This is a genomic window from Nocardia cyriacigeorgica (assembly GCF_005863245.1).
Classification (GTDB): domain Bacteria; phylum Actinomycetota; class Actinomycetes; order Mycobacteriales; family Mycobacteriaceae; genus Nocardia; species Nocardia cyriacigeorgica_C.
Genome location: NZ_VBUT01000006.1, coordinates 398,833 through 411,699, shown reverse-complemented (window position 1 = coordinate 411,699; position 12,867 = coordinate 398,833). Strand labels below are relative to the sequence as shown.

Sequence of the window (12,867 nt, the reverse complement as noted above, 5' to 3'; positions counted from 1 at the left end):
TTCTTCCGGCACGGCTCAGGTGATGCCGGTGACCTCCTGCGCGATCGCGGCCAGCCGGGTCTGCGCTGCCGAGACCACACCCTGGCGGTTCTTGTTCGCCTCCTCGTAGGCGATGATCGCGCGTACGTCGGCCGGGTCGGTCAGCTCCTTGATCTCGGCCACCGCCTCCCCGACGTTGAGCTCGTCGTAGTCGGCGATCGGCAACTCCTCGGGCTCGAGGATTCCGGTGACGGAACGCAGCGAGTGCACGGCATCGGCAGCCGAGCCGGCGCCTTCCCGCCGGACCACACGCTCGGCGGTCTCGAGCGCCGCATCGCGAGACGCTGTGAGGGTCTTGACCGCGACATCGCCGGCGTGCGCGCCCTGAGCGAGCAGATCGCCGAGCGCGGGCGGGGTTGCGCGGACGGTGTCCACCACCCGGTCCAGGCTGCGGGCCGACCAGGTGACCGGCAGATTCACCAGCTTCACCGCGGTGCCCGCGACCGCCTGGAATGGGGTCCGGCGCAGTGCGGCGGGGCCGCCGAGGGCGTCTTCGGCCAGCACGGTGGTGATCCAGTCGACGGTCGCCGAATGCGCGGTGATCAGCTGGTCGGCCAGGGACACGATGTCGGCCTGTTTGTCGGCGGTGGCGAGCGCCTTGATGTAGCGGGCCCGATCGAGCAGCTGGTGTTCGAGGGCCAGATCACCCAGCAGGGCTTCGTCGAACGGCTGAGCCTGCTCGGCCATCGCCTTGATCGCGGCGGCGGCGCGGCCGAGGAACGGGCCGATCAGCGGTGGTACGCCGCCGAGTTCGCGCACGGCGGCCTCGATGGCCTCGGCGCGGGCGCGGGCATTGTCGGCGTTCTCGGACAGTTCCCGGCGCACCGCCTCGGTGCGGGCCTGGCCGAGCCGGGTTTCGGCGATCTGGATTTCGGTGTTGGTGAGGTCGAGGACAGCGCGTAACTGCGCCAGAAGCGTCGTGGTGTTGCTCATGCGGGTCTCGTCCCTTCGGAATATCCGGTATGGGTCGGCGCAACGCTGCACCGTTACCGTGACTACCCCGGACCGGCGAGCAGTAACAGGCTCTCCCGCAGCAACTCCGTCAGCGGGATCAGCAGATGAGGTTCACGGCGGCGTCGGGCGCGAAGGACACGTGCACGTGGTCGTAGTGGTTGGCGGTGGCGCTGCCGCGGTCTTCCATGAACGACCAGCCGCTGCCGTCGTTGTAGCGCTGCTGCCAGATCACGTAGGTCACGCCGAATCGCTGCTTGTTCGCCAGCACGAAATTCGCGATGGCATCACCCTGCGCGGGGTCGGAGGTCATGAAGTCGAGGGCAAGGCCCGCGCCGTGATCGTCGTTGCCGCGGCCGATGGCGCCACCGATATCGGCGACGGCGAAGGTCTTACCGATCAGATGGCCCACTTGCGCCACATGCGGAAGTGCGCCGGCGAGCACCGATGAGCACGGTGAATGCTGGATCGCCGCCTTCGCCATCAGGGCCGGATCGGCGGCGGCCACCTGCTGTACCGGAGCCGGGGCAGGTGGAGTGGGCGCGGCCGCCGGGGCCTGGTCTCTGGCGGGCTCGGGCCGGGACTCGGCTACCGGCGCAGGCTGCGCAGCCTGCGTCGATCCCATCTCCACCGACACGATGCCGATGACGGTCGCCGCGACGCCGCAGACGGCCAGTGGCGCGAGTTTTCGGGTTGCCGCCGGTTTGCGATGTTGACCGGGCATGAAACTCGACCACCGCCTTTCTCGGGAACAGATCACGGCTAGATTACGAAACCATCGCGGAAAGGTCACGTCGGGATCGCGGGGTGCGTCGCGGGTGTCGCCTCGGCCCGTTTCGGGCGGGTCGCGGCGCGCCCGGGAGTACGCTCACACCCGTCGGCGTGGCGGTGACCCTCGGAGGTCGGCTATGGACGTGATGCTCGGAATCGGAACGCGCAAGGGCCTGTTCCTGGCGCGCAGTATTGACGGCCGGTCGAGCTGGGAGGTCAGCACTCCACAGTTCCCGGTCGCCGATGTGAAGGCCCTGGCCATCGACACCCGCGGGCCGCGGCCACGTCTGCTCACCGGCGTGCTCAACAGCCATTTCGGTCCGACGATGGTCTCCAGCGACGATCTCGGCGAGACCTGGACCGAGCCCGACGACGCACCGCTGGCGTTTCCGGAGGACACCGGAGCCGCGTTGGAAGGGGTCTGGCAGATCGCGCCGGCCACCGCGAACGAACCGGACGTGGTGTACGCGGGCGTCGAACCGGCGGCCCTGTTCCGATCCACCGACGGCGGGCGGACATTCGAGCTGGTCCGCGGGTTGTGGGAGCATCCGCATCGTCCGCAGTGGCAGCCCGGCGGCGGCGGACTGGCGCTGCACACGATCCTCACGCATCCGTCCGACACCCGGCGGCTTGCGGTCGCCATTTCCACCGGCGGGGTCTATCAGAGCGCGGACGGCGGCGCGTCGTGGACGCCGACGAACAAGGGCGTGACCGCCGACTTCATGCCCGACGAGGTGCCCGAATGGGGCCAATGCGTGCACAAGGTGGCCCGCGACGCGCAGACCCCGAGCACGCTGTACCTGCAAAATCACGGCGGCGTATTCCGCAGTGTCGATGACGGTCTGAGCTGGCAGCGGATCGATGGTGGGCTGCCGCCCTCCAACTTCGGGTTCCCGATCGTCGCGCATCCGCGCCGGCCCGGCGTGATCTACACCTTCCCGCTCGACGCGGAGATGGAGCGGTTCCGTTTCCCGCCGGACGCCCGCTTCGCGGTCTACCGCAGCGAGGACGGCGGCGACACCTGGTCGGCGCAGACCGATGGTCTGCCCCAGGTGCCGTTCTGGGCGGCGGTCATGCGCGATGCCATGTGCGCCGACGACGCCGACCCCGCGGGCATCTATGTCGGCACTCGCAACGGCGAGGTCTATTGCAGCCCCGACGAAGGCGACCACTGGCAGCTCGTGGCCGACAAGCTCCCGGACGTGCTGTGCGTGCGCGCCGCGGTGATCGGATAGCTGTCGTGGCTACCGTCCGGCTGCCGTCAGTGCTGCGTCCCTACGTGGGCGGTGAGCGGGAACTCGACATCGACGCGGCGTCGCTGCGCACCCTGCTCGATGAATTGCGTGCGCAGTTCCCCGCGTTGGAGCGCCGGCTGCGCGATGAGACCGGGCGGTTGCGCCGGTACGTGAACTTCTATGTCGACGGCGATGAATGCCGGACGCTCGCGGGGATCGACACTCCGTTGAAATCCGGCAGCGAGGTGATGATCATTCCCGCGGTCGCCGGCGGATAGCGGCAATCGCGAACCGCGTCAGCTGGACCGCCGCGTCGGTGAGCCCCTTCCGCCTGTGCGGGCCGCGCCGAGCCGGAACCACATCGACCGGCGACCGCATCGATAGCGAGGGCCGCGCCGATCACCGGCCGGGTCGAGCCGCAGCACTCACCGCTACGTGCCCGCGGTCGTGCGCAGGCATCGGCCCAGCGTCACACCAGTCGAGCGGCCAGACGTTTCGCGTTCATGTAGGCGATGGCCTCGATCGTCACCATCGGGTTCACACCCGAGGAGGTAGGAAAGCAGGATGCGTCGGCGACGACGATATTCGGCACCTCCCAAGTGGCGCCGTCCGGATCGGTCGCCGAGTTCTCCCGCGATCCGCCCATCCGTGCCGAGCCCATGATGTGCAGTGCCGCCATCGCGCACTGGCCGGGGCCGTAGCCCGCGGCGTCACCGGCGGCGACGAATTCGGCGTGCGAACCGCGGACGCCGGGCTCGTAGGAGACACCGGCTTGATGCCCGGAGAAGATGCGGCGCGCACCTGCTGCTTCGAGAATCCTTGCCGCACCGCCGATTCCGGTCCGCAGATGTGCCCGATCGTAATCGGACAACCGGTACGACACCTTCGCCTCACCGCTGCGGTCGATGGTGACGCGGCCGTGGTCGCGGTCGCGGGTGATGACGCCGACGACGCCGGTGTGGGCGAGCTCGAGCATCCGCGCCCGGTGTGCCGCGGCGCCGCGCCAGTTCATGAAGCCGACCGCCAGACCTGGCTGCACCGGCCCGGTTTCGTAGATGACGCCGTAGCCGCGTCCATCCAGATTCTGGTCATGGCGGCAGATCCGCGCCTGCAACCCGCCCTCCCAGGGCCGGATCTCCTCATCGAAGACCCCGTACACGGCGGCCGCCGGATGCAGGCGCAGGTAGCGGCCGATGCTGTCGTCGTGCAGACCGGAACGCCGCAACAGGGCGGGGGTCTGGATCGCGCCGGCGGCCACCACGACCGCGCGGGCGCGCACGTCGATGCGGATACCGCTGCCCGTTTCGGCCGTAACTCCTTCGGCGCGCCCGTTTTTCACCTCGATGGTGCGCACGTTCGCGTCGACGACCAGGCGGGCGCCACAGGCCGCGGCGTCTTGGAGCCAGGTCTTGGTGACCGATTGCTTGGCGCCGAGGCGGCAACCGTAGCCGCAGCTGCCGCAGTCGACACCGGCGTCGCAGGCGTCGGAGACATTGCGCGGCAGGGTGTCCACATCCCAGCCCAGCGCCGTGGCGCCGCGTTCGAGGACGGCATCGCGCGCCGACAGCGGTGAATGGTCGCGATTCACCCCGAGCCGGCGCTGCACGGCGGCCAGTGCGTCATCGAATTCCGTTGCGGTGAACTGCGGTACGCCCAGTTCCGCCCATTCCGCGCGCACATCGTCAGGGGTGGGCAGTGAGGTACTCCAGTTGACGACGGTGCCGCCGCCGAGGCAGCTGCCCGCGGCGAGGGTGAGCTGGCCCTCGGTGGTGGATTGCGGGCCGGGGGCGTAGAGCCGCAGCAGCCCGTCCCGCTCGCCGGTCCCGAAGTCGCGGTCGTCGTAGTACTCGCCGCGTTCGAGCACCACGACATCCAGGCCCGCCTCGGCCAGTACCGCGGCCGCCGTGCCGCCACCCGCGCCGGAGCCGACGATGACCACATCGCAGGTGAGGGTCATCGGCTCGGTCGGCCGCAGCGGTGCGAGCGCCGGGTCCGCGGCAGCCGCCGGGGACCCGGCGGATCCGGGTAGCCCATCTGCTTCCACAGCGGATTCGCCCCGGTGGGGCCTGGGGTCACGTTGTAGGCGAGCAGGGCCGCCGATTTGAGGGCGTGGAACAGGGTGCGCTTGACCGCGAACCGGGAATCGCCGAGCCGCAGCAGTGCCTGCTCGCGCTGCTGCTGCGACAGTGATGAGAAACGTCGCGGGCCGCTGCCGGTGAGCAGTCCGAACGCCCGCGAGTCCCACAGGTTCAGCAGCGTCATCAGTTGCTTGGTTTCCGCGTCGCGCGGATTGCGTTCGAGCATTCGCAGGACCGTGTCGACCGCGCCCAGCTCGCTCGCCGACGGCAGCTCCCGCCCGTCGCCCGGGGCGAACGTATCGCAGATCAGGTCCAGCGCCGCGCGCTGCCGTGCTGTCGGCTCCATGCACACCCCTTCGTACTGGTCGATGTGTTCTATCACGGCGGGAGGGATGTTGTTAACTTAACGATGATTCTGCATTACGACCAGGCCGTGAAACGCGCGCCGACAGTGCTTCCGCACCCGGAGTGCGCGGGGCCGGATCGCGCAACAGTCGCTGTGGATCGCCTAGATTCTCGCGCCGGTCAGCAACCGCTGCATCGCGACTAGGCGCAGGCCGGGCGCATATCCCAAGAACCGCCACCAGCCCCGGCTAACACACGATAAGTTAATTACTATTCTGCACTTGCGGCACCCCTCAGCACCCGATGCCGACCGAACGCACACGACTGGAGACTGCCGATGGCATTTCGATCCACCGCCCCCGCGGCACTGCGCCCTGTCACCGATGCGGCCGCCGCGCTCGCCGTCCTCACCAGGCGCGGCATGATCGACCCGCGCCGCCCGGCCGATATGGTCCGAACCCTGCGCGACGCGGCGGTGTTCGGCCCATTCGTCACCGTGCTCCGCCACGGCCTGCGCCGCGATCCCGCGCGCATCGCCATCATCGACGAGCGCGGCCCGCTCACCTTCGACGAGCTCGACCGGCAGTCGAACGCGCTGACCCACGCGCTCGCCGCCGAGGGGCTGGCGCCCGGCCAGGTGATCGGCGCCCTGTGCCGCGACCACCGCGGCATGGTGCTGACCCTACTCACCGCGGGCAAACTCGGCGCCCGCATCGTGCTGCTGAACACCGGGTTCGCCGCACCGCAGCTGGCCGAAGTGGCCCGGCGCGAACACATCCGCGCGATCGTGCACGACGAGGAATTCGAGGGTGTACTCGCACAGGTCGACCCCGAGGTCCCGCGGTATCTGTCCTGGATCGACCCGGCTGCCGTTCCCGGCGCGGCGCGCACACTCGACGCCCTCATCGCCACCGCCGCCACCACACCGCCGCCGAAACCGCAACGACCGGGCGGCATGGTCATCCTCACCAGCGGAACCACCGGCACACCGAAAGGCGCGCCCCGCGACAAGGTTCCGCCGCTGCAATCGGCGCAATTCCTGGACCGGGTGCCGCTGCCGCGCGACAACACGATGGTGATGGCCGCGCCGATCTTCCACGGCACCGGCCTGTCGCAGTTCACGCTGGGCTGGGCGCTGGGCAATACGGTCGTCTTCCAGCAGCGCAAGTTCGACGCCGAACGCACGCTGGCGGCCGTCGCCACCCACCGCGCCGCGACGCTCGTGGTCGTGCCGACCATGTTGCAACGGATCCTCGACCTCGGCCCCGACGTGCTCGCCCGCTATGACACGTCCTCGCTGCGGGTGATCTTCGCGGCCGGATCCGCGGTATCGCCGGACCTGAGCCGGCGCACGGCCGAAGCCTTCGGGGATGTGCTGTACAACCTGTACGCCTCCACCGAGGTCGCCGTTGCCGCGGTCGCGACGCCGCAGGATATGCGGGAGGCGCCGGGGACGGTCGGGCGTCCGCCGGTGGGCTGCCGGGTCGCCATCTACGACGAGAACCGCAACCGGGTGACCGAGCCCTACGAGGTCGGGACCATCTTCGTCTCGAGCGGGCTGAGCTTCAGCGGCTACACCGACGGCCGCAACAAGGAGATCGTCGACGGTTTGCTGTCCTCCGGCGATGTCGGGCATTTCGACGCCGAGGGCAGGCTGTTCATCGACGGACGCGACGACGAGATGATCATCTCCGGCGGGGAGAACGTCTACCCGTCCGAAGTGGAGAACCTGCTCACCGAACGGGCCGACATCCTGGAGGCCGCGGTCATCGGCGTCGCCGACCGTGATTTCGGGCAGCGGCTGCACGCCTACGTCGTGCCCGCCAGTGGAGCCACGATCGAGCCGCAGGAGATCCGGGAGTACATCAAGGCCCACCTGGCCCGGCACAAGGTACCGCGCGAGGTCAGCGTCATCGACGAACTGCCGCGCAACGCGACCGGAAAATTGTTGCGCCGCCAGTTGATCGCGCGGTCCTCCGAGAGCTGAGCGCTTCCCGCTCCCGAGCTACCAGGGGCATCGGGAGCAGGAGTCACGCTGTCACCGGGCCGTCCGTCAGCGCACGAACGACGACGGCCGATCCGGGTCGGTGCCGACTAGACCGGACGGTACCGACTAGACGGGCCGGTGCCGCATGTGCGGTTTACGCCATCCCCTGCGGGTTTCGGTGCCGGTCGCGTCGGCGGGTACCACGGGCTCATCGACCCGCGCGGCCGTCGTCGCCGCCACCTCGCGCCGGGCGAAGGCGATATCGCGTGCGCTGCGCACCGACAGCCGTCCCAGTGAGGTCGCGGCGAAGAACAGGATGAGCGCGCCGAGTCCGTAGAAGAAGGTCAGTTGCAGCAGGGCGCGCTTCAGGTCGGAGGTCGCGACCGGCTCGCCGATATCGCCGAGCCTGAGCAGGTCGGCCAGCACCGGCCCGATCACGAACCACACCCCCGCCGCCACCGACAGCCAACCACCGAAACTGGCGACCACCCGGTTTCTGCTCATCAGCATGAGCAGACCGCCGACAATCGCCGCCACACCGGGCAGCACCTGCAACCAGCCGCGCGCCGCCGTCCACACCCACGGATCGTCGGGTGTGTAGGTGAAGTCGAAGTACGGGCCGACGAAGGGGATCAGCGCGCCCCAGATACCCAGCAGGAGCACCACCAGTCCACCCACGGCTCCGCGGCTGCGCGGAATCCGCAACCGGCTGCCCTGTCCGGTCGAAACAGTGCCGTCGACGTCGGTCATGACGCCTCCAATCATCGATAGCTGATGTGGGTATCGCATACCCCGTTCGGCGCGGGATACGCACCGCGAACGGCACTGATCGCGGTGGCGATGCCTCCGGCGACAACCCCGGCCGGGCGCGGCTGGGAGCGGTCACAACATCTGTCCTCGGCCCTGCGATCGGCCGAACCGCCGTCCTACAGTGAGCGCAGACCCGCGACGACCGGGGTCGGCCTCGAACTTCACGGCCCGTCCGAGACACCTGGCTCGCCGGGTCCGAGGCCATCGAAGGTGGTGAACCGACCATGACAGCGCTGTCTCCCCTGGCGTACGGATATCTGCGCGACGAACTCCTCGTCGGCGTCGAACTCCCCCGCTGCGATCAACGGTTGATCGCCATCGCCCGGCGAATGGGCTTCGATATGGCGGCCATCTTCCACGAACGGACCGATTTCTCCTCGATCGTGCCCGGCGCGTTCCTGGATCTGGTGCAGGAATGCCGGCGCGCCCGCGCCCGCGTGGTCTTCACCCTGCCCGGGCATATCGCGGGCCTGACCGTGCCCGCCGCCTCACTGCTGAACGTCCTGGCCGATCGTGGGGAGGCCGCGGTATTCGAAGTGCCGGAATCCGCCTGGCGCGATCCCTGGGGCCCGGCCTGGCTGTGAGGTGCCATCCACGGGTTCGGGGGCGCGATGAGCGCGGCTCTGGCCCGAACTGATGTCGTTGCGCATCGAGCACGACACGTGATGGGAGTCGGTGCTCCCGCGCGGGCTGCGGATTCCGCGCGGGAGCCCGCCGTGGCCGGTCGACGGTTCCATCGCAGGGGGTCCGGCAAGCAAGTGGTCGCGAATGGGCTTGCCGTTCACATCGTTTCCGACCAGGGCAGTTCCCACGGTACGCACGGAAACGACGCGCGCCCATGCCTTCTGGCTACGTCAGGGCAAATCACTGTGCGGCGGGCCGGCGGTTGGTCGCGGGCACAAGCTCATGTCGCGTGCGGTCCCGAATCCGTCGCCTGCAACCCTCGCGTTCGCAGGCTTGTGCGCATACCGTTCGCAGCGGTGCCCGCCGAGCGCGGCAGGCCGACAACCGGAAGGACCACGCATGGACAATGCGCTCTACGACTACAGCCCGATCGTCGACCGCGAACCCATCCAGTGGCCGGGTGGGGCCCGCGTCGCGTTCTACGTCGGCCTCAACATCGAGCACTTCCCGGTCGACGCGCCCGCCACCAGCCTCAACGAGGCCACTGCCGGGCTGGTGCCGGACCCGCTGAACTACGGATGGCGCGATTACGGCCCGCGAGTGGGGATCTGGCGGATCGCCGAGATCCTCGACCGGCACGGCATCCGCGCCAGCGCGCTGGTCAATTCGGCGGTGTGCGAGAAGTATCCGCAGATCATCGCGGCCGGCCAGCAGCGGGACTGGGCGTGGCTGGCGCACGGGCGCGACAATGCCACGGTGCAGTCGGCCGTCGAAGACGAACGCGCCTACCTGACCGACGTGATCACCACCATCGAGAAGGCGACCGGGCAGCGCCCGCGCGGCTGGCTCGGCCCCGCCCTCAGCGAAACCTTCGACACCCCCGAGATCCTCGCCGAACTCGGCCTCACCTACCTGCTCGACTGGACAGCCGACGACCAACCGTTCCGGCTGAACGTGCCCGGTCTGCTGAGCGTCCCCTACTCGGTGGAACTCAACGACCTCGGCTTGTTCACGATGAAGAGCTTCACCGGCCCGGACTTCGTGCAGATCGTCACCGACCAGTTCGATCAGCTCTACGCCGACTCCGCCCGCAGCGGCCGCGTCATGGCCCTGGCACTGCACCCGTTCGTCACCGGCCAGCCCTACCGTGCGAAATACCTCGACCAGGCGCTGGAATACATCGCAAGCCACCACGGCGTCTGGCTCACCACCAGCGACGAGATCGCCGAACACTACGCGGCCACGACGCAGGGCTGAGCCCAGCTGGTTGCGACTTGCTACCCCCCAGACCGCCGGGGCGATTACTGTGGCGGCGTGGGGTTTACCGATTACGCGCCAGGTGATGTCGTCGTGTTCCCGGAAGGGCCGTTCAGCGGGGTCTGCGGGGTGGTGTGGGAAGTGGATGCGCGGCGTGGGCGGATGCGGATCGGGTTCAGTGAGGGAGTCGCGCACCGCGAAGGGGGCGTGCTGCGGGAACGGCGGCATCGGATGACGGTGGAGTTCGACGAGGTCGAGTTGGTGTAGATCGTTCGGGACTGGTCAGCAGCGGTCGCCGGCGGGGTTGTCGGAGAGGCGGAACTCGAAGCGCACCGCGCCGGGCGAGGACGCCGGCAAGACGATGGCGGCGCCGCGGTGAGTGGGCCAGTTGCGTGGGAGCAGGACGTATTGGTCGCCGATGTGGGTGAGCATGACCAGGCCGTCGTAGCGGAATCGGTAGCCGGAATTCTCGGCGGGGTCGCAGGCGACCTTGCGCACGTCGGCGCTGGACAGGTGCAGGTCCTTTTCGCTGTAGACGACAACGCCTGGGCTGTAGGGGATTTCGGCGGTCGACAGCTGTGCTCGGGAGCTGCCGACGGCCGCGGAATAGTCGGTGGCGATCCAGAACAGGCTGATGCCGACGACGACGAACAGGATCGTCCACTCGATGACCGCGGCCGCTTCCGAGCGCGGCGGCGCGTCGGGGTCGCGGTCGCGCAGCTGCTGCCTGCGTTGCAGGACGACATACCAGAGCAGCCCGACGCCCGTGATGACCGATAGCGGCGCCGCGCCGAGCATATTGTTCAGCGGGAAGACGAAGAACAACCGGCTCAACCCGAAAATCAGCAGCACCACCGCGATTCCCGTCACGACCCGCAGCTGCCACCGGCTGCGCCGGGCACCGCGCACCGATTCCGGCAGTGCCAGATACCCCCAGGTCAACGCCATACCGATCACCCCGCCCACGATCAGCGGGACGAACAGGGCGTCCACGCTGCGCATCAGGTAGTCGGTGATGCTCGGATGCAGGCTGGCCGATTCGACGCCGAAATGGCGGAAGAACCAGTAGACGTGATTCCAGCCGAAATAGAACAGCAGCGCGGTGAGCAGCGTCGTCGGCGCGACGAACTGGCCGAAAGTCGCTGCCACCCTGCCGAATCCGTCGAAGGGCGACGATGACGGGGTGTCGCTATCCGGCTCCGTGTTGCCGGGCGCTGGTTCAGGGGGCTGCTGCGCCATCACCGGACTCAGGGGTCTCGGTCACACCCGCACCAGAGCCGCCGGTTCCACCCGCACCGGAACCACCCGACTCGCCCTCACCGGCACCGCCGGCTCCGCCTTCACCGGAACCGCCGGACTCGCCCCCGCCGGAACCGCCGGACTCGCCCCCGCCGGAACCGCCCTCACCGGAGCCACCGGACTCGCCCCCGCCGGAACCGCCTTCCCCAGAACCGCCGGTTCCACCTTCACCGGAACCACCGGACCCGCCCTCACCGCCACCGCCTGTTCCGCCGCCGGTTTCCTCGGTCTTGCAGGGGTTCGGCCCGGTCCGCAACACCAGTGGTTCATCGGGGGTGATCAGCAGCCATCCCCCATCCGGATCGTTTTCATCAACCGGCGGTTGGTGTTCCGCACCGATGTACCCGTCGTATTCGCACTGCGTGAGTTCAGAATCGGGATTGATGCCCTTCGTCACCACACATCCGCCGCACACGCTTGCGACCGCGGCGCTCACCTCCGCGAAGAGTGGGTCGATGGCGGTCCCCTGCCGTTCCACCGGGTTCGCGATCCGGATCGGCGCAACAGGTCCACCGCTACCGCCACCGCCACCGCCACCGCCACCGCCACGATTAGGCTGCCCCGGAACAGGCGGGGGCCCACCGGTTTCCGGCCCACGGTGGGGCGCTTCACCACCGGGCGGATTCGGCGCACCATTCGGCGTCGTCGCTATCGCCGGGTTGTTCGGCGTCGTCGCGTGCGGCGACGTCGCGCCCGATGACGTCCCGCCCACCGAATCCGGTGGGGTGCGGGTCGTCGGCGGCGTCGTGCCGCATCCGGCGCAGATCAACACCGTCGCAGCGGCAACCGCGAACATCGGCGCGATCCGGAGCCAGGGTTTCCCCTGATCGCCCCCTGCCGCGCCGCCATCACAGAGAGCCGAAGAATTCGCCTGCGGAGCCATCGCCCACCCTCCACTCCCGGCAATCGCCCTCGCCGGATAGCTAATTGAAGCAGGACAGGGCGGCCGTCGCGGGAAATTCCGCCATGGGATCGGAGAACTGTTTCCCGGTGCGGTATTCGAGTCCGCGCGGACTCGCCGACTCGACCCGTGGAACGTGCCGAGTCGGTGGGCACCGCGCGCGTCCGCAGACCCGCCGGCCTCGGCGCGCTGCCACCGGGCCGATCGGGCGCATGCGACTGAACCTCGCGGTCGCGGTCGCCGCCGCACTGGCCGCGACAGGCGCCGTGCGCACCGTCGCCCTGCTGCGCACCAGTCCCGCACCGGCAAACCGCGGAGTTCGGGTCGGCAGGTCGAACGGTTGCCCACCACCGCAGACCATGGTTGCGCGGATCTGCCCGCCCCGCCCGATGCGATCCGCTCTCGGCGCTACCCGACCTGGGCGCCCCCCTGATCAACAGCGCACCCGGTTCGACCACCTGTTGCTGACCGTGCACCGGCGACGATCCGGTAATGGCGCGACTGCGCCCGGGAGCGCGACCACCCACCGCAACGACGCCGCAACGCCTTAGGCCCAATCCGAATTCGGTA

General features: G+C 69.1%; 13 protein-coding genes. 6 read left to right on the top strand and 7 right to left on the bottom strand.

Annotation, left to right across the window (positions count from 1 at the left end; all coding sequences use genetic code 11):
- Positions 1 to 15: 15 nt before the first annotated feature.
- Both FEK34_RS17890 and FEK34_RS17885 read right to left on the bottom strand, forming a co-directional pair.
- Positions 16 to 972, bottom strand: a complete 957-nt coding sequence (locus tag FEK34_RS17890) for a ferritin-like domain-containing protein (protein ID WP_138448923.1) — start codon at positions 970 to 972, stop codon at positions 16 to 18.
- 118 nt (positions 973 to 1,090) lie between these two features.
- Positions 1,091 to 1,714: a hypothetical protein gene (locus FEK34_RS17885; RefSeq protein ID WP_138448922.1), complete on the bottom strand. Its 624-nt coding sequence runs from the start codon at positions 1,712 to 1,714 to the stop codon at positions 1,091 to 1,093.
- A 184-nt stretch (positions 1,715 to 1,898) separates the two neighbouring features.
- Here FEK34_RS17885 and FEK34_RS17880 point away from each other — a divergent pair, with 184 nt between their 5' ends.
- Both FEK34_RS17880 and FEK34_RS17875 read left to right on the top strand, forming a co-directional pair.
- Positions 1,899 to 2,996, top strand: a complete 1,098-nt coding sequence (locus FEK34_RS17880; protein ID WP_138448921.1) for a WD40/YVTN/BNR-like repeat-containing protein — start codon at positions 1,899 to 1,901, stop codon at positions 2,994 to 2,996.
- A gap of 5 nt (positions 2,997 to 3,001) precedes the next feature.
- Positions 3,002 to 3,274, top strand: coding sequence for a MoaD/ThiS family protein (locus tag FEK34_RS17875; protein ID WP_138448920.1), 273 nt, complete (start codon positions 3,002 to 3,004; stop codon positions 3,272 to 3,274).
- Between the two features lie 191 nt (positions 3,275 to 3,465).
- Here FEK34_RS17875 and FEK34_RS17870 read toward each other — a convergent pair whose 3' ends face one another.
- Both FEK34_RS17870 and FEK34_RS31280 read right to left on the bottom strand, forming a co-directional pair.
- A complete protein-coding gene (locus tag FEK34_RS17870; RefSeq protein ID WP_349292440.1) occupies positions 3,466 to 4,953 on the bottom strand; it encodes a GMC family oxidoreductase N-terminal domain-containing protein in 1,488 nt (495 codons plus the stop codon).
- Complete coding sequence (locus FEK34_RS31280; protein WP_349292439.1) at positions 4,950 to 5,420, bottom strand: gluconate 2-dehydrogenase subunit 3 family protein; 471 nt, start codon at positions 5,418 to 5,420, stop codon at positions 4,950 to 4,952. Before FEK34_RS31280 ends, FEK34_RS17870 begins: the two co-directional genes overlap by 4 nt.
- Before the next feature lie 336 nt (positions 5,421 to 5,756).
- Here FEK34_RS31280 and FEK34_RS17865 point away from each other — a divergent pair, with 336 nt between their 5' ends.
- Complete coding sequence (locus tag FEK34_RS17865; RefSeq protein ID WP_138448919.1) at positions 5,757 to 7,406, top strand: acyl-CoA synthetase; 1,650 nt, start codon at positions 5,757 to 5,759, stop codon at positions 7,404 to 7,406.
- Between the two features lie 126 nt (positions 7,407 to 7,532).
- Here the strand turns inward: FEK34_RS17865 and FEK34_RS17860 are convergent, their stop codons facing one another.
- Positions 7,533 to 8,156 carry a hypothetical protein gene (locus tag FEK34_RS17860; RefSeq protein ID WP_138448918.1) on the bottom strand — a complete coding sequence of 208 codons (624 nt, stop codon included), beginning with the start codon at positions 8,154 to 8,156 and terminating at the stop codon, positions 7,533 to 7,535.
- A 284-nt stretch (positions 8,157 to 8,440) separates the two neighbouring features.
- Here FEK34_RS17860 and FEK34_RS17855 point away from each other — a divergent pair, with 284 nt between their 5' ends.
- The 3 genes from FEK34_RS17855 (at position 8,441) to FEK34_RS17845 (ending at position 10,364) form a co-directional block, all read left to right on the top strand.
- A complete protein-coding gene (locus tag FEK34_RS17855) occupies positions 8,441 to 8,800 on the top strand; it encodes a hypothetical protein (protein ID WP_138448917.1) in 360 nt (119 codons plus the stop codon).
- 439 nt (positions 8,801 to 9,239) lie between these two features.
- Positions 9,240 to 10,097, top strand: coding sequence for a polysaccharide deacetylase family protein (locus FEK34_RS17850; RefSeq protein ID WP_138448916.1), 858 nt, complete (start codon positions 9,240 to 9,242; stop codon positions 10,095 to 10,097).
- 57 nt (positions 10,098 to 10,154) lie between these two features.
- The gene (locus FEK34_RS17845; protein WP_138448915.1) at positions 10,155 to 10,364 is read left to right on the top strand and encodes a hypothetical protein; all 210 of its coding nucleotides are present in this window, start codon (positions 10,155 to 10,157) and stop codon (positions 10,362 to 10,364) included.
- Positions 10,365 to 10,379: 15 nt separating this feature from the next.
- Here the strand turns inward: FEK34_RS17845 and FEK34_RS17840 are convergent, their stop codons facing one another.
- A complete protein-coding gene (locus FEK34_RS17840; RefSeq protein WP_138448914.1) occupies positions 10,380 to 11,246 on the bottom strand; it encodes a hypothetical protein in 867 nt (288 codons plus the stop codon).
- Positions 11,247 to 12,004: 758 nt separating this feature from the next.
- A complete protein-coding gene (locus FEK34_RS30045) occupies positions 12,005 to 12,151 on the bottom strand; it encodes a hypothetical protein (RefSeq protein ID WP_171048268.1) in 147 nt (48 codons plus the stop codon).
- Positions 12,152 to 12,867: the final 716 nt, after the last annotated feature.

Coding starts and splice junctions, on each gene's coding strand:
- FEK34_RS17890 (WP_138448923.1), bottom strand. CDS start 972: ATGAGCAACACCACGACGCTTCTGGCGCAGTTACGCGCTGTCCTCGAC.
- FEK34_RS17885 (WP_138448922.1), bottom strand. CDS start 1,714: ATGCCCGGTCAACATCGCAAACCGGCGGCAACCCGAAAACTCGCGCCA.
- FEK34_RS17880 (WP_138448921.1), top strand. CDS start 1,899: ATGGACGTGATGCTCGGAATCGGAACGCGCAAGGGCCTGTTCCTGGCG.
- FEK34_RS17870 (WP_349292440.1), bottom strand. CDS start 4,953: ATGACCCTCACCTGCGATGTGGTCATCGTCGGCTCCGGCGCGGGTGGC.
- FEK34_RS31280 (WP_349292439.1), bottom strand. CDS start 5,420: ATGGAGCCGACAGCACGGCAGCGCGCGGCGCTGGACCTGATCTGCGAT.
- FEK34_RS17865 (WP_138448919.1), top strand. CDS start 5,757: ATGGCATTTCGATCCACCGCCCCCGCGGCACTGCGCCCTGTCACCGAT.
- FEK34_RS17860 (WP_138448918.1), bottom strand. CDS start 8,156: ATGACCGACGTCGACGGCACTGTTTCGACCGGACAGGGCAGCCGGTTG.
- FEK34_RS17855 (WP_138448917.1), top strand. CDS start 8,441: ATGACAGCGCTGTCTCCCCTGGCGTACGGATATCTGCGCGACGAACTC.
- FEK34_RS17850 (WP_138448916.1), top strand. CDS start 9,240: ATGGACAATGCGCTCTACGACTACAGCCCGATCGTCGACCGCGAACCC.
- FEK34_RS30045 (WP_171048268.1), bottom strand. CDS start 12,151: ATGCGGCACGACGCCGCCGACGACCCGCACCCCACCGGATTCGGTGGG.